Genomic DNA, 22,226 nt, shown 5'->3' on the forward strand with positions numbered 1-22,226 from the left:
AACGGGGTGAGGTTTTCAGTGAATTGGAATAACAGGAGTAAACAAAACTGTTTAAAATATTTACAGATGGACAACGTGGTGGGGACAGGTTTGGGGTTAAAAGAAAAGAATGGAGTAAGAAGCAGTGAGTCGGCGTTAGTTTTTTTGGTTAAGAAAAAGATTCCCAAAACAATGCTGACCCGTTTTGAGGTTTTACCTAAAAAAATAGAGGATATGAATACTGATGTGATTGAAGTGGGAGAGTTAAGACTTTTAGATGTAAAAGGCAAAATGAGGCCAGCTGTGCCCGGTATAAGTATAGGACATATTAATTCTACCGCGGGGACTTTCGGAGCTCTGGTTCGTAATCGTAAAAATCAATTATTTATTCTTTCTAATAATCATGTTCTGGCCAACGCAACTGATGGCAGGGATGGTAGGGCCAGTCTAAACGATCCAATCTTGCAGCCGGGTTCTTATGACGGAGGGACAGAAAAGGATGTGTTAGGGCATCTTTATAAATTTGTCCCTCTGCACAGAGAGCGAGTAAAGAGTTTTTGTTCTAAAGCAGAAAGATTTAAAAAGGTTAGCCAGTTTTTTTTAAATATATCAAAAAGAAACTACCGAATTGAATTGTATAAAAATACTAGAGCCGAAAACCAGGTAGACGCTGCCCTGGCTAAACCTGTTAATCAAAGAGTAGTTCATCCTAAAATATATCAATTGGGGATCCCTAAAGGAATAAGGCAGGCCAAACCTGGGATGAAAGTAATTAAAAGCGGCAGAACAACCGGGGTAACTACAGGCTCTGTAAAAGTTATAGAAGCTGTGGTAAAGGTTGCTGTAGATGATGAAAATAGTATTATTATGAGTGAACAGATTGTATGCAGTTCCATGGGAAAACCAGGGGACAGCGGTTCGTTAATAATGGATCAACAGCTGAAAGCGGTAGGCCTTCTATGTGCAGGTTCAAATATGGCTACAATAGGAAATAAAATTAGTAATGTATTAACTGCTTTAGGTGTAAGATTAGTAACAGAATAATTTAATTAAAACCCCGGGGCAGTAGAGGCTCCGGGGTTCTATTTGTGTCGGTTTTCAGGGAAGTTTTATAAATTAGGAATATCCTGTTTGCTTTTTTAATAATTATGAAAAGGAGGGAGTGCTTTTTTAGAGTTTAGAATTCTGAAGGGAGGCAGGGATACAATGAAAGAGGTTAACTTTGTTACTGATACTCTGGTAATGGAACAGCTGGTAGGGGAAAATGCAGCCCAGTGTTCTATGTCTAGAGAAATAATTATCCCCGGTGATGTAAAAAGAATTAAAGAGACCGAAAATGAAATAAGCGATGTGGAGACAGAAGTCACGGAAGGAAAGGTGGTGGCCAGGGGAACATTAATTCAAAAAATAGTATATTTAAACGAAGAAGGGACCCCCCTGGAACATCATGTGGAAGAAGAATTTATGATTTTTATTCCTTATCCCGAGGAAATCAGGGCCCAGACCGTAAAGGTATATCCAAGAGTTGAAACTGTAAAGCATGATGATTTGGTAAAAGATATGGAAAAGACTATTTTAAGCCAGACAGTGATGATGGAGGTACTGGCCTTATTCCTTAGCAGTGTAAAGGAAGAAATAATTCTGGATGTTGAAGAAATAAATATTAAAAAAGTCCAAAAAGAGAAGATTTCCTTTGAAAAACTGGTGGGGGTAGAGGTTGAAGTAGTAACGGTTGACTCAGAGATTATACTGGATGAAGCGGCTGCCAGGATTGATTCCGTAAACTGCAGGTTTGAAGATCTGGTTATATCGGCTGACTATCAAAGGGTTGCCATTGAAGGAAGTATTATAAAGCAGGTATTTTACCTGGAGGAAATGTCCGGCTCTCTAATGGAAGAAAATCTTAAGGATTCTTTTTCTTGTGAGGTAGATATGCAGGGGGTAGAACCCGGTATGGATGTTGTAGTTAAACCCCGGGTTTCAAAGATTACTCATGAAATAAACCCTCGGGAAAGAAATAAGGTAAACCAGTCTTTGAATTTGAATCTTTATGTTCAAGTAAAGCGAAAGGAAGAAATTGAAGTAGTCACCGGCATCGAAGGTTTTCAGTTGGAGAAAGGTAGGTTAAACACTTTTCAGGTCATAGGCGAAGCATCTGACCAGTTATCCTTATTGGGAGAAATAGAGCTGGATAAGGTGGCTTCAAAGGTAAGCTGTCCGCCGGAATCAAATATTGTTAACTTAACGGCAGACATAACCGAAGATAAAATAGAAATCAAAGGAACAGTTAAGGTAAAGTTTAGCTTTGTCAGCGAGGAAGACGGCCAGATAGAACGGGATGAATTTGAAGAGGATTTTAGTCATCAATTGGCTGTGCCGGGAGTTGACAAGGGTATGTCCGTATTTATTTATCCCCGGGTTGAAAAAACCAACACACTGCTGTTGGAGGATAAAAGGGGCATTAAATATTCAGCATTAATAGATATTTCCGTCAAGGCTGTGGATGTGCTAGAGCGTCAGTTTGCCATTATAGATAAAAGGGAAGTGGAAGAAGAGGTTAAAGAATTTGAAAGCTCCGGAGCGGTAATCGTTGTATATGTAGTTCAGAGAGAGGATAACATATTTAATATCGCTCAAAAGTTTAATGTATCCATAGAGACCATTGTAAAAGAAAATAAGCTGGAGGATGCAGACCTTATTTATGAAGGTCAGAAATTGTTAATCACTTGTCGAAGCAGAAGCTAATTGGGTAGCATTAATAATGCTACCCAATTTTTTTTAAAAAAGGATGAGTGAAATTTGCCAACAATAACCATTGCTGTGAAATAGTATAAAAACAATCAATTTTTAAGAAGCATTAACAGTTATTAAGGTTACATAATATATTACCCTTCTTATTGCTCCTTGTCCATTTGTAGTAAGTTTACTATAATGGCAAAAGAGTCTGATTATGTAAATTGAGGAGGGTAATGAAAAATGAGTAAAATAATCAATACCGCCATACTGGTCATATTAATGTTTTGTTTGTTAATATCATCAGTGCAAGCAAGTACAATTGAATATTGCGATAATAATCGGAATATAAGCAGCGGCGCTAATGAGGACGTAACTGTACAGGTAAACAAAATTTTAAGTCCTATTTTTGTCCCCAGGGGTAGTCTTTCCAATTGGAACTTGAGAATAACTATTATTCTTTATAAAGTTAACACAGGAGATACCCTTGAGGGTATTGCCAGCAGGTTTGGCAGTACAGTACAAGATATCATCAAAACTAATAATTTATATAGTCATCAACTCAAAACGGGACAGACTATAATTATTGTTAAGACTTCCAAGCTTACTCCAGTACCGGCTCCCAAGCCAAATCCAGATCCAGTTCCTGAGCCGAAGCCAGACCCAATTCCAGAGCCCAAGCCTGAGCCGAAGCCAGACCCAGTTCCAGAGCCAAAGCCAGAGCCGAAGCCAGACCCAGTTCCAGAGCCAAAGCCAGAGCCGAAGCCAGACCCAGTTCCAGAGCCAAAGCCAGAGCCGAAGCCAGACCCAGTTCCAGAGCCGAAACCAGAGCCGAAGCCAGATCCTGACCCTGTGCCTGCCGGATTAACTGCTGATGAGCAGATGATGTTTACACTTGTTAACCAGGAGAGAGTGAAGTACGGTTTAAGTCCATTGAAAATTGATATGGATTTGGTTAGGATTGCCCGCTTAAAAAGTCAGGATATGGTAAATCTCAATTATTTCAGCCACCAGTCTCCTACATATGGAAGTCCTTTTGATATGATGAGGAATGCTGGTATCAGGTATATCAGGGCCGGAGAAAACCTGGCCGGTTCTTCCACCGTACAGAGGGCTCATACCTCTTTGATGAATTCACCAGGACACCGGGCTAATATTTTAAATGCTCATTATACTCATATAGGCATAGGAATTGTTAACGGATCACAATATGGCAAAATATTTACCCAGATGTTTATTCAGAAGTAAAAAAGACTGTGCAGAAAAAAAATAATAAGGTGCGGTATCTTAAAACCCTTGTAAGTATACAGGGGTTTTCCTTTATGCCTGCACACTTTGAAGCATACTGCATAAAATACAATAAGTAAACTTCTATTACTGAACGAGAATATTATACAAAAAATTTTTTGTGGATAAGCTTGGCATCAAGGAAATTTTTAAAAGCAGTTATAATGAAGAAAAAAGTGATATCTGTTGATTTCTTAATAAAGTTCCAATATTTTTATTTAATCAATAAGCTGAGGGAGTGGAAAAAGTGGAGAATATGCTGGTGAAAAAAGGTATTTATCTGCGAGCCGAACAGGTAGAAGTTTTGGCTGGCATTGTTTATGAAAATCGAAAAAAAGGAAAAAGGAAATTAAATGAAAGTTTATTGTGTAGAGTAGCACTGGATTTGTTATTCAATTTAGATTTTGATTTTGCCAGTTATGATACAGAAGAAGAGCTTAGTGAAGCTGTTGTAAACAAAATTAAAAAATAATTTTTTTGGCAATTTGTCAAACTATTGGCGTAATAATTATATAGGCAAAAACATAAGATATATAGTGCCGCTTTATTTTTTTAAAAAAGGAGTTGGCGCGAGTTGGGCAGAAGACGCAGAAGTGTTATGTCCGAGGAGCTTAAGTACGAATTAGCCAAAGAACTGGGTGTCGACGACATTGTAAGAACCGAAGGATTTGCCGAAGTAAGCTCAAGAAATTGCGGGAATATGGTTAAGCTGGCGATTAGAAGAGCCGACAGGTTTTTACAAGAAGAAAATAATAAAAAATAAAGTGGTAGGGGTATGCTAAATGCATATCCCTTTACTTTTTCAGTACCAAAAGCGCCAAGGGATTGGTAATATGTATAGCTATTTGAAAATTATACTAAGCTAAAAATAAAAAGAGGGATTGTATGGGAGAACAAGTTCAGGGGAATTTGGTTATTGTGGGTGGAGCGGAGGATAAAAAAAAAGATTGTATTATTTTAAGAAGAGTGATAGGCCTGGCTGGGGGAGATTCAGCCGATTTAGCTGTTTTGACAACAGCTTCTGAGAAACCGGAAGAGACAGGAGAGAGTTACAAATTAGTATTTAAAAAACTGGGGCTTAGTGAAGTAAGTATTTTTGACATTAGTAATCGACAGGATGCTAATAATAAAAGAATAGTAAATGAGTTGGCAAAAAAAACAGGTATTTTTTTTACCGGAGGGGATCAATTAAGAATTACCAGTATTTTAGGGGGAACACTCTTAGGGAAAACTCTTTTGCAGATGTATCGTTTAGGTGTGGTTATTGCTGGGACCAGTGCCGGGGCTTCTGTTATGAGTGATACTATGATTATTGGGGGAGATAGTGATGAAGCCCCTCATATTTCCACTTTATCACTTGCCCCAGGGTTGGGTTTTCTGGAAGAATCCGTAGTGGACCAGCATTTTGCTCAACGGGGGAGAATTGGTAGGCTGTTGTCCGTAATTGCTTGCAATCCAAATATTTTGGGAATTGGGATAGATGAAGATACGGCGGTTGTCGTGTTTCCCCGGGGGGAACTGGAGGTAATTGGTTCCAATTCCGTAACTATTTTAGATGGCACCAGGGTAGAGTATTCCAATGTGTCAGAACTGTCTGATGGAAAGCAGTCTTTATCTATAACTGGGGTAACTTTACATGCCTTATCCAGCGGTGCCAGGTACAGCTTGAAGGATAGAATGCCCAAAATCATCGAATGAGTCATGGGAGAGACTCTTTATAGAGCTTTAATGGAAGGTTTCTGCTGAATATAAAACTTTATTTAGGAAATATTAATACCGGAAAAATTTCTTTCGTTTGATGTTGTAAAAGGAGGAGCATAAAATAATGTATATAGAAGATATTCGCGCATTTTCAGGCAGAAATATCTACAGCCATCATCCCTGTGTCCTGATGAGGTTAAATCTGCAGAAGTGGGCGGGAATCTCTACAGATATGGTTCCGGCATTTAAAGACAAACTGGTAAAAATAATACCAGAACTTAAGGAGCACCATTGTTCTCTGGGAAGGCCGGGAGGCTTTGTGGAAAGAATGGAAGAGGGTACTTTCTTTGGACATGTAATTGAACATACGGCTATTGAGCTGCAGCGGAAATTAGGTTATCCATTAAATTTTGGTAAGACCAGGGGGACAGATGATCCAAAAATATACCAGGTTATTTACAGCTTTGATGTTAAAGAGGTAGGGTTTGGTGCAGGTTATATAGCGGTTAATCTGGTGAAAAATATTTTGGAGGATAATAATTACCCCCTTAAGAAAAAATTAAAGGAGCTGGCTGGGGTTGCTGAAAAATATGATTACGGCCCCAGTACCAAAGCGATTATAAATGCAGCCCGTAAAATAAATATACCGGTGATTGCATTAAAGGAGGGTACCAGCCTTATTCAACTGGGGACCGGAATACATCAGAAACGTTTAAACTCAACAATAAGTTGTGAAACCAGGTGTATGGCGGTTGACCTGGCAGGGGATAAAGGCATGTGTAAAAATCTATTGGAGGAAGCAGGGATACCCGTTCCCCGGGGAGCCACTGTGGGTTCCATTAAAGAGGCTTTGGAACTGGTAGACAGTATAGGATACCCGGTGGTTTTAAAACCTCATAATGGAAACCATGGAAGAGGGGTAACCTTGAATGTGGATGGAAAAAAAGATTTGGTGGAGGCTTTTAAGGAAGCCTCTGTATACAGTTCAAGGGTTGTGGTGGAACAACAGATAGATGGTCAAAATTACAGATTGCTGGTGGTAGGGGGAAGATTGGTTGCTGCATCTAAGAGAGTTCCTCCTTTTGTTTTGGGGAATGGTGTCAGCAGTATAAAGGAGTTAATTCAGAAACTTAATTGCGAGCCTACTCGGGGGGAGGGTCATGAAAAGCCCCTGACCAGGATAAAGTTGGATTCACATATTTTGAGGGTGCTGAAAAAAAAGGGAATGGACTTAAAGTCTGTACCTTCCTATGGTGAAAAGGTAACTTTAAGGGATAACGGAAACCTGAGTACCGGAGGATATGCAGAAGATGTTAGCGATAAAGTTCATCCTGAAAATAAATATATAGCAGAAAGGGCAGCTAAAATATTAGGATTGGATATTGCTGGGGTAGATATTATATCCAAAGATATCTCTATGCCATTATTTGAGAATTATGGTTCAATTATTGAGATTAATGCCGCTCCGGGTATAAGAATGCACGAGCATCCCAGCATTGGAAAGCCTCGAAAGGCCGGGGAAGCTATTGTGAATATGCTCTTTCCTCCAGGAGCGAAGGCTCGTATACCGGTAATCAGCATAACAGGAACAAACGGAAAGACGACGGTGACTCGAATGGTGTCTCATTTGTTAAAACAAAAGGGGTTAACCGTGGGGATGGCCAGTACCGATGGTATTTATATAAATGATCGAAGAATTATAAGGGGGGATACTACCGGCCCCATTAGTGCTCAAACTATTTTAAAGGATTCCTCTGTTGAGGCGGCTGTTTTGGAAACTGCCAGGGGAGGAATTATCAGGGGTGGACTGGGTTATGACTGTTGTGATATTGCGGTAATAACCAATATCAGTCATGACCACCTGGGTCAGGATGGAATTAATGATATCGAAGATCTTTTGTATGTTAAATCCCTGGTGGCAGAAGCGGTTAAGCCCGGGGGTTATGTAATTCTAAATGCCGATGACGTCAATGTTGTGGATATATCCCGCTGGGCAGCATCGGAGGTTATTTACTTCAGTAAGAAGAGCAGCAATATAATTTTAAAAAGACATTTAGCTGATGGAGGAAAGGCTGTTTTTATAAAAGGAGGGGCCATATATACAGCAGAGGATCATAGAATCAAGTTTTTGGTAAAAGTGACCGATCTGCCGGTCACTTTAAAGGGAAAGGCATCGCATCATACTGAGAATGCTTTAGCAGCGGCATCGGTAGGCAGGGCTTTTGGGTTAAGCAGAAAAAATATAGTAAAAGGATTAAAGACCTTCTCTCTTTCACTGGATCATAATCCCGGAAGAGGTAATGTTTTTGATTATGGTAGTTTCAAAGTGATTGTGGATTATGGCCATAATGAAGCCGGATTTTTAAGTGCCGCAGAGATGGGCAGGAAAATTGGTGCCCGCCGCATGGTTGGCGTGGTAGGCGTTCCGGGGGATAGGTCTGATGAGCTTATAAAAAAAGCTGGGGCTGCTGCGGGTCGAGTTTTTGACTGTATATACATTAAAGAGGATCAATCCCTGCGGGGAAGGGAAAAAGGAGAAGTAGCCTCCCTTCTGGAAAAGGGGATAAAAGAAGCGGGAAGCAAGATAAAACCTGAAGTGATATTGAAGGAAGAAGATGCCCTGATTACCGCACTTAAGAGGGTAGAAGAAGGAGATATAGTGATTGTTTTTTATGAAAGGCTGGAGCCAATTTTAAAAATATTGCAAAAAACAGGTGAAGTGGTGAGCCTGTCACAACCGGAAGCCAAAAGGAAAAAACATCTGGCCGGCCGGGCCATATAAACAGGGCTGTAATTCTTTCGGCCCTGTTTTCTCATACCTGGTGTAAATGGATTTGTGCCAAGCATCATACTCTAGAGTCATCTTAATGTGTTACTAACCATTAATATTTTTAAAGAAGAAGGGAAAAGGTTTAAAATGGCGAAGTTTACCTGAAATTAAATTGCTGACAAATGATTCCTTTGTCCAAACCATTTAAAGGCACTAAGCTGGAGAGGAGAAGCTAAATGGATAAAATTTATTTTCCTGCCAGAGCTAAAATTAATCTTTCCCTGGACGTTCTTGCAAAGCGGCCGGATGGTTACCACCAGGTGGAGATGGTGATGCAGAGCATTGAACTGGCGGACATGCTGACCTTTACCTTTAGGAAAGGTTCGGAGGTTCTTTTTACGTGTTCTCATTTAAAAGTTCCCTCAGATGACTCTAATATTATTATGAAGGCGGTACGCAGAATAAGAGAGGAAACCGGTACAAATAAAGGGGTGAGTATCCACTTGGAAAAACGTATTCCGGTGGCGGCGGGATTGGCTGGGGGAAGTACCGATGCCGCTGCAGCTCTGTTAGCATTGAATACGTTGTGGGATTTAGGTTTATCCGGAGATAAGCTCTTGGAAATAGGGGCTGAGCTGGGGGCGGATATTCCTTTTTGTATGAAAGGTGGAACCTGTTTGGCCCGGGGGAAGGGAGAAGAGCTTACTCTTCTATCTCCATTAAGGCCAATGTGGGTGCTGCTGGTGGTTTTCCCCATTAGTGTATCTACTGCAGAAATATACGGCCATTTTCGACTGATGGGGTTAAAAGGAAGACCGGACACCTCTGCGGTTATTAAGGCCCTTGAGAAAGGTGACCTGCCGGCACTTAAAATTTCCTGTGCCAATGTTTTAGAAAGTGTTACTTTGGAAAGGTATCCCCAAATAGCCAAAAAGAAAAGAGATCTTTTAAAAAAAGGTTTTTCCGGTACTCTCATGACCGGAAGTGGCCCCACATTATTTTATTTAAGTTCTGAACGTAATGAAGTGGAGCGGGCTGTGGAGGCTTTAAGTCTGGAGGAAGAAGAATATATTATTACACGGACTATATAAGAATAATAATTATGTCAACACTATAGTTTTTGACCTTATTTGCAGTAATCGGAGAGGAGACAAGACATGCAAGCTTTACTGCTGGCCGGAGCCAGAGGCTCTTCCCCCCTGGTGGAAGAGTTAGGCCTTACAAATAAATCTTTAATTCCTATTCACGGTAAGCCGATGATTCAGTATGTTTTGGAAGAGTTGAATTGTGTAAAGGGTATTAAAAAAATTACGGTGGTAGGGCCACCTGAGGAATTGAAAAAAATAAAAACGGCTGTTCCTTTTTCTATAGTTCCGGAAAAAGGGGAAATTATGGAGAATATGTTGGAGGGGTTTCGCAGCTTCTCTACTGCTGATGCCGGGCCCACTTTTATACTTACTTCAGATATTCCTCTAATTACCTGTAAATCCCTGGAGGATTTTATAGAGAGAAGCCTTGAAACCCAGGCGGATTTTTGTTATCCGGTAATAGAAAAAGAGGTTTGTGAAAAGAAATATTCAGGGGTGGTCAGGACTTACGTCCGATTGAAAGAGGGTTTATTTACTGGGGGCAATATTTTTCTCATTGATTCTGCCATTGTGGAGAGAACAGCGAAAAAAGCTATTTCTTTTCTTGCTCTGCGCAAAAAACCCCACCTGATGGCTGTGAAACTAGGGCTTCCTTTTATTGTTAAATTTATTTTTAAAAAAGTAAGCCTGGAGGATGCGGAAAGGAGAGCCTCAATTATCTTTGGGGTTAAGGGCAAAGCAATTATATCCCCTTATGCAGAAATCGGTTTTGACGTGGATAAAGTAAGTGATCTGCATTTAGCCGAAGAATATTTAAAATAAGAGGTAAAAATATGTATGAAAGCGAAAGCATAAGCTTAAAAGATGTTCAGGAAGCGGAGAAGGTATTAAAGGGAGTGATTTCCCCGACTCCAGTTAAGTTTTCCTCCACCTTTAGTTTGATGACGGGAAACTCAATTTATCTTAAGGCGGAAAATTTACAAAAAACAGGTTCTTTTAAGATAAGAGGGGCTTTTAATAAGTTGTATTCTCTGTCCCTTAAGGAAAAGAAAAGGGGTGTTGTGGCGGCGTCCGCTGGAAACCATGCTCAAGGGGTAGCTTTGGCAGCTGGTATTTTGGGTATTGCGGCTGTAGTGGTTATGCCGGAAAACGCTCCCTTAAGCAAGATTTCCGCTACCCAAGGGTACGGGGCCAAGGTGCTGCTTTCAGGAAAGACTTACAGCCAGGCGGAAAAATTTGCTGTTGATTTTGCTAAAAATAAGAATATGACTCTGATTCATCCCTTTAATGATGTCATGACTATTGTGGGACAGGGCACCATCGGTCTAGAAATATTGAGAGAAGTGGAAGATGTAGAGGTAATTTTAGTTCCTGTGGGGGGAGGGGGACTTATTTCAGGTATTGCACTGGCTGTAAAAAAAATGAGGCCGGAGGTTCAGGTGGTGGGGGTTCAGACCTCCAGCTGTCCCATTCTCTGTGAGTCTTTTCGGCAGGGCCGCCTTCTTACATTGAAAAGGAACCCTACCATGGCCGATGGAATAGCGGTGGAAACTCCGGGGAATATTCCCTTTGAACTTATTAAGAAGTACGTGGATAATATAATTACCGTAGAGGAAAATGATATTGCCCAGACTATTCTGCTGCTTATGGAGAGGGCTCGGCTCATCGTGGAGGGGGCCGGGGCCGTGGGCCTTACGGCACTTCTTTCTGGCAATACTGATTTTATTAATAAAAAGCTGGTGGTGGTTTTAAGCGGCGGAAACATAGATGTTACTCTGCTGGCAAGAATTATTGACCGGGGGTTAGCCCGGAGTGGGCGCTTAATTAAGTTTACGGTGGCGATAAAAGATGCTCCCGGTTCTATAAAGGATTTGCTGGAGCTTGTTGCTTTAAAGGGAGCCAATGTCATGAGTATCAGGCATAACCGTTTAGATTTTGAGCTGCCGGTAGATTGTGCTGAAGTAGAGTTGACGCTGGAAACCAGGGACAGGGAGCATTCTGAAGAAATCGTAGAGGAACTTAGGAAAAAAGATTATATTTAAAATATTACTATCTTAGCATCTGTTGCAATTATTTCTAAATATTTCTAAAAGTAGCAGGAATTTTTTAACTGGGCGTCGAAGGGTGCTAGAGGAAGAGAGAGGATGAAGAGCTTACGTTATCAGGGATAACAGGAAAGGGGCGGAATGATTTATGGAGGTAACTGATGTAAGGGTCAGGAAGGTTAATCGAGATGGGAAGATGAAGGCAATCGTATCTATAACATTAGATGAACAGTTTGTAGTTCATGACGTAAGGGTTATTGACGGCAATAACGGTCTGTTCGTTGCGATGCCCAGTAAAAGGACTCCCGATGGGGAGTTTAAAGATATTGCCCATCCAATTACTTCACAGACTAGAGAGGTAATTCAGTTAGCAGTTTTGACTGCCTACGACCAGGAACTAGATAAGCAGGAAGTAGCAGAAGAATTTATTTAACCATCAAAACGGAGCTGAAAGCTCCTTTTTTCTTTTAGGGGAAAATTTTAACAGGACAGGAGGCATTTACATGAGCACGGCGGTGATACTGGCTGCAGGGGAAGGAACAAGGATGAAATCAGATGTGCCTAAAGTACTGCATAAATTATGTGGGAAGACTATGATTGGGCATGTTCTTGATGCTTTGAAGCCTGTGGTGGAGAAAAGTATTGTTATTATTGGTCATAGGGCAGAAGAGGTTAGGGCTTCCATAGGAGAGAATGTAATCTATGCCTACCAATATCAGCAGAGAGGTACCGGGCATGCGGTAAACCAGGCATTGAGTTCTATTCCAGAGCAAGGGGATGTGCTCATTGTTTGCGGAGACACTCCTCTATTGACCCAAGATATTTTTGAAGGTCTTTTGGCTTTTCATAGGAGTGAAGGGTGTGCCGCGGTGGTTCTGACCGCTAATCTGGATAATCCTTTTGGTTACGGCCGTATAATTCGAGACAAAACAGGAAAGGTTACTAAAATTAAAGAGGAAAAGGATGCCAATGAGGAGGAGCGAAAGATTAGGGAGATAAACACCGGTACTTACTGTGTTAATGCGCAGCTCCTCAAGGAGACTTTGGCTCTCATTTCTGATGATAATGAAAACAGGGAATATTATTTAACAGACCTGGTGGAGATTTTAAGTAATCAGCAAAAGAAAGTATCTGCATTTAAAATTGATGATTTTTTCTTAGCTCAGGGAATCAATACCCGGGTGCAGCTTTCGGAGGCAGAAGCAGTTTTACGAAAAAGGATTAATGAAAAATTAATGCTGGAAGGGGTTACTATGGTGGACCCTGCCTCAATCTACATTGACGTGGATGTCAAGGTAGGAAAGGACACTGTAATTATGCCTCAAACCATAGTTCAGGGTCGCACCCAAATTGGGGAGAGATGTGTGATTGGACCGCAAAGTCGTCTGGTGGATTCCACATTGGCAGATAAGGTAACTTTCCAAAATTCTATTATTTTAGAGAGCATTGTGGAAGAGGAAGCTAACATCGGCCCCTTTGCTTACATCCGTCCGGAGTCCCGTATCTGTCGTGGAGCAAAGGTAGGAGACTTTGTAGAGATTAAAAAATCTCAGATCGGGAGCGGGAGTAAGGTGCCACATTTGAGTTATGTCGGGGATACTACCGTGGGAGAAAGGGCCAACCTGGGAGCCGGCACCATAATTGTGAATTACGATGGGGTTACTAAACATCACAGCTATATAGAAGATGGAGCCTTTGTGGGGTGCAATAGCAATCTAATCGCTCCGGTAGTTATAGGAGAAGGGGCTTATGTGGCGGCCGGTTCTACCATTAAAGAGAATGTGCCCCAAAATGCCCTGGCCATTGGAAGGGCTGCCCAGGTTAACAAATTAAAGGGAGCAGAGCGTCTTCGTTCCATATTAAAATCAAAAAAGAATAAATAGCAGCAGGAAAATCTTTTATATAAAGAGAAAATAAAGTATGCATAGATAATGAAGAGCAGGGGGTCTAAAAAAGTGTATCCCGATAAAAAACTTAAGATCTTTACCGGGACGGCTAATATCCCTTTAGCTGAAGAAATTGCCCAGCATATTGGTATTCCCTTAGGTAAGGGTGAAATCCAGCAGTTTTGTGACGGTGAAATAACCAGCTATATTGGAGAAAGCGTAAGGGGCGCAGATGTTTACGTAGTACAACCACTGGCTCCTCCCACCAATGATAATATTATGGAGCTTTTAATAATGATAGATGCTATAAAAAGAGCTTCTGCTAAAAGTATTAATGCGGTAATCCCATATTTTGGTTATGCCCGACAGGACCGGAAAACCCGGGCCCGGGATCCCATTACGGCCAAGCTTATGGCGGATTTAATAACCACCTCCGGAGCTCACCGGGTGATTACCATGGACCTGCATGCAGGTCAAATTCAGGGTTTTTTTAACATTCCAGTAGACCACCTTCCGGGGGTGCCTATAATTGCCAAGTATTTTAATCAAAAGCAGCTGGATTCCCCTACTGTGGTTTCACCGGATCTAGGGGGAGTGACCCGGGCACGAAAACTGGCGGACTATCTCAATTGTCCCATAGCTATTATTGACAAAAGGCGTCCTGAACCCAATGTTTCTGAAGTGATGAACATTATTGGAAAGGTAGAAAACCGGACGGTAATTATGATTGACGATATTATTGATACCGCCGGGACCATTGTCCATGGAGCCATGGCACTAATGGAGCAGGGAGCTAAAGAAATTTATGTCTGTTGTACCCATGCCATTCTTTCAGGCCCTGCCAAGGAGAGACTGGAAAGTGCCAATATTAAGGAAGTAGTGGTTACCAACAGCATTCAGCTGATGGAGGAAAAAATGCTGCCTAATATCCGAATTCTTTCGGTAGCACCCCTGATTGGGGATGCTATCATTCGCATCCACGAGGAGCTTTCGGTAAGCAAACTTTTTGATTAACGACTCTTATTTGACTTAAAAATAGTTAATGGTTATAATACTAGTTATGATAAATTACCAGTTTTGGTCACAGTAGAAAGGAGAACTGTTTTATGGAAAGACTTGAACTTATAGCACAGGCACGGGAGGTTTCCTCCAAAGGACAGATAAAGGATATGAGAAAGATGGATGTTGTTCCTGCCGTAGTATATGGCAAAAAAGTTGATAATACCCTGGTATCGGTGGGGCGGAAGGAACTATATCAGGCCCTTAATACCTCTGCAGGAGCCAATATTTTAATAGACCTGTTGATTGAGGGAGATAAAAAACGTAAAGAAACTGTTATGGTAAAAGAAATTCAAAAGCACCCTATTAAAGATATTTTTCTGCATGTAGATTTTATAGGAATTTCTCTGGAGGACAAAATCCAGGTAAAGGTTCCCATCAGTTTTATAGGAGAGCCGGTAGGCGTCAAAGAGGGTGGGGTTCCATCCATACAGCTCAGGGAGGTCATTGTAGAGACTCTTCCCACCGATATTCCAGAATACTTAGAGGTGGATATTTCTCAACTGGACATTGGAGCAAGCTTAAATGTTAGTGACCTAATGATTCCAGAGGGAGCAGAAGTTATGGGTGATCCAGAAGAGACCATTATCAGTGTCCTGGCACCAACCGCTGAGGAAGAACCGATGGAGGAGGAAGAAATTCTAGAAGAAGGCGCTGAAGAGTCAGCAGAAGAAGAAGGGGAAAGTGAAGAGTAGTATTATTTTCCGAAAGTGTGTTTTTTCAGGTAAAGAGGAGAGCAAAGATGAAGTTAATGGTAGGGCTTGGTAATCCCGGCAGGGAATACTTTTTTAGCAGACACAACATTGGATTTATGGTGGTGGAAGCCTTAGCCCTGAAACATAATATGAGCTTTAATCAGTTAAAACATCACTCACTTCTGAGCAGGGGACAGATTGCTGGAGAAAAGGTTCTGCTGGTTAAACCTTTGACTTATATGAATCTAAGCGGTAGGGCAGTGAAGGATGTTCTTTTGAGTTCCAGGGAATTATTTTTAGAGTCCCTGGTGATTGTGCATGATGATATGGACTTGGAACTGGGTCGTATTCGGTTTAAAGTCAAGGGAGGAAGCGGCGGACACCGGGGAGTGGATTCTATTATTGAAAAGTTGAACACCCGGGATTTTGTTCGTTTAAAAATAGGTATCGGCAGGCCCCAAAATAATGGAAATCCTGAAGACGATGGCGCCGGGGTTAGAAACTATGTCCTGGAGGGGTTTTCTTCTCAGGAGGAACCACTGCTAAAAGAGGTTATTAAAAAGGCAGCGGAGGCCCTGGAAATTTTGCTATTAGAGGGAATAGATACAGCCATGAATCGATATAATTGTTGATTTTGACAACAAGGCAAGGGGGATTTTTTAAAATTAACACTTGCTTGTAAGCTGCTGCCTGTGTTATAATTTTAGAAAGTATATAATAAAAGTAATGAAAGAGGAAAGTAAGCGGGTTTCTGATTTCTAGGGAGGCTGTGTCATTGACTGAAAGCACAGCTATTGAAGGGCCGGTTGAAGTTCCCTCTTGAACTGCAGGCTGAAACTTATGTTTACCATGAGTAAGTAGGCTGAGCCGGGGGTCTTCTACCGTTAACAGGAAGCGGGTATCGGAAGTGTATCTTATTATGCACGTCCCGTACCTGTAGAGTAGGTTTTCTGCAGCAGTATGGCAGAAATCAACTAGGGTGGTACCGCGAAAGTAACTTCTCGTCCCTATGACGAGAGGTTTTTTTATTTTACGGGTATATGAGCTTTCGTCCCTAAGGCTTATATATCCGTTTTATTTTTTAAATAATAATCTAATAGGAGGTAAATAAAATGATTGTAGTTATGAAATTAGATGCTTCTTCAAAAGAAGTTGCTGCAGTGCAAAGCAGGCTGGAGAGTTTAGGCTTTAAAATTCATCCGATTCAAGGAGTAAAGAGGTTGGTGTTGGGTGCGGTGGGGGACCGCAAAGTTGCTAATTCTCTCAACCTGGAGTCATACCCCGGGGTAGAAAAAGTGATGTCCATCATGAAACCTTATAAGATGGTTAGCCGAGAGGCAAAGGAAGAAGATACAGTGGTCAAGGTAGGGGACGTAGAAATAGGTGGAAGCAAGGTAGTTACCATGTGCGGCCCCTGCGCTGTAGAAAACGAGGAACAGATGGTTCAAATTGCCCGGGCAGTAAAAGCAGCAGGAGGCAAAATCCTTAGGGGGGGTGCCTTCAAACCCCGAACTTCTCCCTACGCCTTTCAGGGGTTGGAGGAGGAGGGACTAAAAATGTTGGCTCGGGCCCGGGAGGAAACAGGCCTACCGGTAGTAACAGAGGTGATTAACACCCAGGATGTTGAACTGGTAGCTAATTATGCTGATATGCTGCAAATTGGCTCCCGGAATATGCAGAATTATTCCTTGTTGAAGGCGGTGGGTATGACCGGAAAACCGGTCCTCTTAAAAAGAGGATTGTCTGCCACCATTGAGGAATGGTTGATGTCAGCAGAATATATTTTGGCAGAAGAAAACTATAATGTAGTGCTGTGCGAACGGGGAATAAGGACCTTTGAAACCTATACCCGAAATACCCTGGATTTAAGCGCCGTCCCTTTAATCAAAAGTCTCAGTCATCTGCCCATAGTGGTGGACCCTTCTCATGCTACCGGCATGTGGAAACTGGTGGCGCCTCTTGCTAAGGCTGCTGTAGCTGCCGGAGCCGATGGGCTTTTAATCGAAGCACATCCCTGTCCTTCAGAGGCACTGTGTGACGGAGAGCAGTCCTTGAGCCCTAAAAATTTACAAAGGCTTGTGGCAGAGCTAAAACCATTTCTAAAAGCTGTTGGCCGTGCATAAAGATGGGCTGATGATAAGACAAGAGAAACCTTCTCTATTCCTGCCTCCTTGTCTTATCTTCACCATTTCCTAAGGCAAAAAAAGAAAAGACTGGATTTTAAATGATAAAGTAGATAGCAAGGAGTGGTGATCATGTATAAAATGGGTTATCTTGGCCCTCCTGGGACTTTTACTCAGGAAGCACTTTTTAAATATATACAACTGCCGCCGGAGGAGATAAAAGAATATAGTACTATTTCTGAAGTAATCAGGGCGATAGGGAAAGAGGTAGAATGGGGCATAGTGCCGGTAGAAAATTCTTTGGAGGGTTCCGTGAATATAACCCTGGACATCTTAGCCAGGGAAACCAATCTGGTTATTAATGGGGAAGTTATTATCCCGGTATCGCATCATTTGCTGGGTAAAGAAGGAGGCACAACAGGAGATGTTAAACATTTATATTCCCATCCCCAGGCAGTAGCTCAGTGCCGCAAGTTTATTGAAAAACACCTACCGCAGTCACAAACAGAGTTAACTTTAAGTACAGCCCAGGCAGCCCGGTTAATCTCGGAAAGAAGAAATGACAATACTTGTGCCGCTATTGGAACCCGAAGGGCGGCAGATCTGTATGGTTTAAAGGTCTTAGAGGAGAACATTCACGACTATGACTGCAATTATACCCGTTTTATCGTGCTTTCTTTGAAGCATAATAGAGAAGCTACCGGAAAGGATAAAACTTCTCTGGTTTTTGGGATTAAAGATGGGCCCGGGGCACTATATCAAGTTTTAAAGGAATTTGCCTTGAGGCAACTTAATTTAACACGAATTGAATCCCGTCCTTCAAAAAGAAACTTTGGGGACTACCTGTTTTTTGTTGATTTAGAGGGGCACTTAAATGAACCTAAAATAAAAGAAACTTTGGAGTCTGTGGGGGAAAATACGGTTTTCTTGAGAGTCCTTGGATCATATCCTCAAGGTGAGATGCCCTAAATGTGGGCTTTTTGGGCGCATCAGTGAATAATACAGGTTTTCAGGGAATAATATGATAAGCAAGGTGGAAAGCTATTTATTCTATTTATCATTTAAAAGGATAAAAAAAAATCGTTTTAGTTATTTGAAATTATTTGAAATTATATCTGTAATTTTTGAAGGATTTTGGCTTCCATTCTTCTTGCAATTATGGTATATTCAAACTGGTGTTCCTTAGAAGCTGTAATTTTTTTGGGAACTCTGGGAGGTCAAAAAGATTGCATATCTTTAGAAAAGTTCATGGAGGAAGCAGGCCTCAAGTTTTTGCTTAAGGCTTTTTTTGCTTTGAAGCCGGGAGGAACAGTATAAATGTGTGGTGAATTTATTTTAAATCTTCTAACGGAAGATGAAAATTTTCAAACAGTTTTAGAAAATATAGAGCAACATATGCCTAGTCAGCTGATATATGGGATAGACGGCAGTCAGAAAAACCTGGTTATGACTGCTGTTAAGGTAAATACCGGGCGTCCGGTGCTGGTGGTTACGACTGATCTTTTTAATGCGGAGAAGATTTATGAGAATTTTTTGAATTTCTTTTCTGGGGAGAAAGTTCTGCTTTTCCCTGCCAGGGAGAGTATTTTTTATGAGTCCATTTCTCACAGTAGAGAGATAACAGAGCAGCGTCTGCAGGTTTTGGAAAAAATAACGGCCGGAGGTGACTTTTTGGTCATCGCCCCAGCATCGGCCCTGATGTCTCTTTTGCCTCCCAAAGATCTTTGGGCAGTTTCTTCCTTAAAAATTTCGGAGAAATCAAGTTTTTCCCTGGAAGAACTGACCCAGCGGTTAGTACAGCTGGGATATGAAAGGTCTCCCCTGGTAGAGGGCAGGGGGCAGTTCAGCCTTCGGGGAGGTATTTTAGATATTTTTCCCTCCACTTTACGGAATCCTGTAAGAATAGAATTCTTTGGAGATGAAGCAGAATCTCTTCGGGAGTTTGACCTTTCTTCCCAGAGGTCTAAAAAAAGCCTCAGGGAAGTTCACATAAATCCTGTGCAGGAGCTAATTTTGGATCAAGGGGCATTTCTGCGGGGCAGGGTAGAGATTGAGAAGGATTTAGAGAAGAGATTGACCGCTCTTAACAGGGCTGGGGAAATGGAGGCTGCCTCAAAACTTGCATCTAAAGTAGAGTATCATTTGGAAAAAATTAAAGAAAAAATTTATTTTAGTGAAATTGAACAATACCTTCCTTATTTTTATCCCCGGCTGCATACCATTATGGATTATCTTCCTAAAGATGCTCTGGTGTTTTTGGATGAACCGGTGCATATTTTAGAAAACAGCCAAAAGTTGACCTTTGAGATGGAAGAAACCAACAGCTCTATGCTGGTTGAGGGGGCTATTCTTCCGGGTCAAACAAAACTGAATAAAAGTATTCATGACTTTATATTTACCCATAAGGCCCCATACCTTTCTTTTTCCCTTCTTATGCGTAAAATTCCAGGGTTTACTCCCCAAAGCATTGTTACCATTGCTAATAAAAATATGCCCCGGTTCCATGGGCAGTGGGATTTTTTGAGAGGGGAAATCAATCATTGGTTTAAGGAAGGTTATCGGGTATTTCTTCTGGCTTCCTCCAAAGAACGAGGAAAAGAAGCCGCCCATTCCTTTGAAGAGGAGAATATCAGGGCCTCTTTTACCTCTACCCCGGAGAATATTTTACCGGGAACAGTGGGGGTTATTAACTGTAATTTGGAAAACGGTTTTATTTTACCGGAAACAAAAACAGCTCTGATTTCAGAGCAGGAATTGATTCCAAAATATAAAAAAAAGAAAGTCTGGAAGACCTCTAAAGAAGGCATTACCATTTCTGATTATCATGATCTGGAGATGGGGGATTTTGTGGTCCATGAACAGCATGGGATTGGTCAATACCTGGGCATTAAAACGTTGGAAATCAACCAGCTGAATAAAGATTACCTTTATATTAAATACGCCGGTGAGGATAAACTCTTTATCCCCACTGACCAGATTGGACTGGTAAAAAAATATATCGGTGGGGAAGGCAGGAAACCAAAACTCCACGGTATGGGCAGCAGTGAATGGTCTCGGGTTAAAAGCAGGGTAAAAGAATCTGTGCAGAAACTGGCTCAGGAGCTTTTGAAGTTATATGCAGTCAGGGAATCTGTGCAGGGGCACGCGTATTCACCTGATCACAACTGGCAGAGGGAATTTGAAGACCGCTTTCCTTTTGAGGAAACTCCAGACCAGCTGAAAGCCATCAGTGATGTAAAAAAAGATATGGAAAATAAAAAACCTATGGATCGTTTAATCTGTGGTGATGTGGGTTATGGTAAGACGGAAATTGCATTACGGGCAGCATTTAAAGCAGTGATGGAACATAAGCAGGTAGCATTCCTGGTCCCTACTACTATTTTGGCACAGCAGCATTACCGGAGTTTTAAAGAAAGGTTCGAAGGTTTTCCTGTAAACATTGAAGTGTTAAGCCGGTTTAGAAAACCCTCAGAGCAAAAAGAGGTTGTAAAACAGGTCAAATCAGGGTGGGTAGACATCATAATCGGAACTCACCGCCTGTTATCTTCAGATATACATTTTAAAGATTTAGGCCTTTTAATCATTGATGAAGAACAGCGTTTTGGAGTTAAACATAAGGAAAAAATCAAGATGCTCAGGAAAAATGTAGATGTGCTGACTATGACTGCTACCCCCATTCCTCGAACTCTTTACATGTCTCTGGTGGGAGTCAGGGATCTAAGTGTAATTGAAACTCCACCGGAAAACCGGTACCCTATTCAAACCTATGTGGTGGAGTATTCAGAGGCATTGATCAGGGAAGCTCTTCAGAGAGAGCTTAATCGGGGAGGGCAGGTATTCTTCGTCTATAATCGGGTGGAAACCATAGAAAAACGGGGAGAAAAATTGAAGCAGATCATACCCGAGGCCAGGGTTGTCATTGGACATGGACAGATGCCCGAGGCCAGGTTGGAAAAAAACATGTACCAGTTTCTAAACAAAGATTATGATATACTTCTTAGCACTACCATTGTGGAGGCGGGTTTGGATATTCCCAATGTAAATACAATGATTATTTACGATGCCGATAAAATGGGTTTATCTCAGCTGTACCAACTGAGGGGGAGAGTGGGAAGGTCAAACCGCCTGGCTTATGCTTATCTTACTTATAAAAAGGATAAAGTTTTATCTGAGGTGGCAGAAAAGAGGCTGCAGGCCATTAAAGAGTTTACGGAGCTGGGGTCGGGGTTTAAAATCGCCATGAGAGACCTGGAAATCAGGGGAGCCGGTAATATTCTAGGTCCGGAACAGCATGGTTTTATAGTTACCGTAGGTTTTGATCTTTATTGTCAACTTTTAGAGCAGAGCATAAATGAACTTAAGGGTTTTCCTGAAGAAGAGACTCCTGAGGTAAAAATCGAGTTAAATATAAATGCTTTTATACCTGCTTCTTATATTCACCATCACAGCCAAAAAATATATATCTATCAAAAAATAGCAGCGGTAGAATCTCCGGAAGAGACAGCAGATGTGGAGAGGGAAATGATTGACCGTTACGGCCCCGTTCCTGAACCGGTAAAGAATCTCTTAAAAATTGCCCGGTTAAAAGTATTGGCAGGGCAGTTGAAAATATCTTCAATAACTCAGGAAAAAACCCAGGTTAAGGTAAAATTTTATTCTGATTTCAAGGGACGGGGAGAGGATCTGCTGCAGATGGCCAGCAGTTTTTCTGAGGAAGTCAGCCTGCAGGTAGGTCAAGGGGTTAGTTTTAAATTAAATGTACAAGGAGTCCAGGAGAATCTTTTAGTGGACCATATTGAAAGATTTTGTCAAAAACTCTTTTGCCTTGCGGATGATAGAGCAATCCATTATAATTAACTT

Annotated in this window: 18 protein-coding genes and 1 other annotated feature; all 18 genes read left to right on the top strand. The window is 41.5% G+C overall.

What is annotated here, in order from left to right:
• Nucleotides 1–18: 18 nt before the first annotated feature.
• The 18 genes from HUE98_RS00465 (at nt 19) to mfd (ending at nt 22,223) form a co-directional block, all read left to right on the top strand.
• On the top strand, nt 19–1,023 hold the full coding sequence (locus HUE98_RS00465; RefSeq protein ID WP_241421949.1) for a S1 family peptidase: 1,005 nt from the start codon (nt 19–21) through the stop codon (nt 1,021–1,023).
• A 162-nt stretch (nt 1,024–1,185) separates the two neighbouring features.
• The gene (locus HUE98_RS00470; RefSeq protein WP_241421950.1) at nt 1,186–2,724 is read left to right on the top strand and encodes a DUF3794 and LysM peptidoglycan-binding domain-containing protein; all 1,539 of its coding nucleotides are present in this window, start codon (nt 1,186–1,188) and stop codon (nt 2,722–2,724) included.
• Nucleotides 2,725–2,955: 231 nt separating this feature from the next.
• Nucleotides 2,956–3,960: a CAP domain-containing protein gene (locus HUE98_RS00475; RefSeq protein WP_241421951.1), complete on the top strand. Its 1,005-nt coding sequence runs from the start codon at nt 2,956–2,958 to the stop codon at nt 3,958–3,960.
• 286 nt (nt 3,961–4,246) lie between these two features.
• The gene (locus HUE98_RS00480) at nt 4,247–4,471 is read left to right on the top strand and encodes a hypothetical protein (RefSeq protein WP_241421952.1); all 225 of its coding nucleotides are present in this window, start codon (nt 4,247–4,249) and stop codon (nt 4,469–4,471) included.
• 102 nt (nt 4,472–4,573) lie between these two features.
• On the top strand, nt 4,574–4,762 hold the full coding sequence (locus tag HUE98_RS00485; RefSeq protein WP_277623693.1) for a small, acid-soluble spore protein, alpha/beta type: 189 nt from the start codon (nt 4,574–4,576) through the stop codon (nt 4,760–4,762).
• 122 nt (nt 4,763–4,884) lie between these two features.
• Nucleotides 4,885–5,697 (top strand): cyanophycinase, encoded by an 813-nt coding sequence (locus tag HUE98_RS00490; RefSeq protein ID WP_241421953.1) that lies wholly within the window; start codon nt 4,885–4,887, stop codon nt 5,695–5,697.
• Between the two features lie 127 nt (nt 5,698–5,824).
• Nucleotides 5,825–8,482 (top strand): cyanophycin synthetase, encoded by a 2,658-nt coding sequence (gene cphA, locus HUE98_RS00495; RefSeq protein ID WP_241421954.1) that lies wholly within the window; start codon nt 5,825–5,827, stop codon nt 8,480–8,482.
• Nucleotides 8,483–8,706: 224 nt separating this feature from the next.
• Entirely contained in the window at nt 8,707–9,561 is an 855-nt protein-coding gene (gene ispE, locus HUE98_RS00500) for a 4-(cytidine 5'-diphospho)-2-C-methyl-D-erythritol kinase (protein ID WP_241421955.1), read from the top strand.
• 66 nt (nt 9,562–9,627) lie between these two features.
• Nucleotides 9,628–10,380 (top strand): nucleotidyltransferase family protein, encoded by a 753-nt coding sequence (locus tag HUE98_RS00505; RefSeq protein ID WP_241421956.1) that lies wholly within the window; start codon nt 9,628–9,630, stop codon nt 10,378–10,380.
• 11 nt (nt 10,381–10,391) lie between these two features.
• Nucleotides 10,392–11,600, top strand: coding sequence for a threonine ammonia-lyase (ilvA, locus tag HUE98_RS00510; protein WP_241421957.1), 1,209 nt, complete (start codon nt 10,392–10,394; stop codon nt 11,598–11,600).
• 151 nt (nt 11,601–11,751) lie between these two features.
• Nucleotides 11,752–12,036, top strand: a complete 285-nt coding sequence (gene spoVG, locus HUE98_RS00515; RefSeq protein WP_241421958.1) for a septation regulator SpoVG — start codon at nt 11,752–11,754, stop codon at nt 12,034–12,036.
• A 70-nt stretch (nt 12,037–12,106) separates the two neighbouring features.
• Nucleotides 12,107–13,486 (top strand): bifunctional UDP-N-acetylglucosamine diphosphorylase/glucosamine-1-phosphate N-acetyltransferase GlmU, encoded by a 1,380-nt coding sequence (gene glmU, locus HUE98_RS00520; protein WP_241421959.1) that lies wholly within the window; start codon nt 12,107–12,109, stop codon nt 13,484–13,486.
• Nucleotides 13,487–13,534: 48 nt separating this feature from the next.
• On the top strand, nt 13,535–14,503 hold the full coding sequence (locus tag HUE98_RS00525; protein WP_241421960.1) for a ribose-phosphate diphosphokinase: 969 nt from the start codon (nt 13,535–13,537) through the stop codon (nt 14,501–14,503).
• 92 nt (nt 14,504–14,595) lie between these two features.
• Entirely contained in the window at nt 14,596–15,243 is a 648-nt protein-coding gene (locus HUE98_RS00530; RefSeq protein ID WP_241421961.1) for a 50S ribosomal protein L25, read from the top strand.
• Between the two features lie 47 nt (nt 15,244–15,290).
• The gene (gene pth / locus HUE98_RS00535; RefSeq protein WP_241421962.1) at nt 15,291–15,875 is read left to right on the top strand and encodes an aminoacyl-tRNA hydrolase; all 585 of its coding nucleotides are present in this window, start codon (nt 15,291–15,293) and stop codon (nt 15,873–15,875) included.
• Between the two features lie 85 nt (nt 15,876–15,960).
• Nucleotides 15,961–16,255: a binding site (T-box leader), on the top strand.
• A gap of 100 nt (nt 16,256–16,355) precedes the next feature.
• Complete coding sequence (aroF, locus tag HUE98_RS00540) at nt 16,356–17,366, top strand: 3-deoxy-7-phosphoheptulonate synthase (protein WP_241421963.1); 1,011 nt, start codon at nt 16,356–16,358, stop codon at nt 17,364–17,366.
• Between the two features lie 132 nt (nt 17,367–17,498).
• The gene (pheA, locus tag HUE98_RS00545) at nt 17,499–18,335 is read left to right on the top strand and encodes a prephenate dehydratase (protein ID WP_241421964.1); all 837 of its coding nucleotides are present in this window, start codon (nt 17,499–17,501) and stop codon (nt 18,333–18,335) included.
• A 348-nt stretch (nt 18,336–18,683) separates the two neighbouring features.
• Complete coding sequence (gene mfd / locus HUE98_RS00550; RefSeq protein WP_241421965.1) at nt 18,684–22,223, top strand: transcription-repair coupling factor; 3,540 nt, start codon at nt 18,684–18,686, stop codon at nt 22,221–22,223.
• Nucleotides 22,224–22,226 lie beyond the last annotated feature (3 nt).

The organism is Candidatus Contubernalis alkalaceticus, assembly GCF_022558445.1.
Taxonomy (GTDB): domain Bacteria; phylum Bacillota; class Dethiobacteria; order SKNC01; family SKNC01; genus Contubernalis; species Contubernalis alkaliaceticus.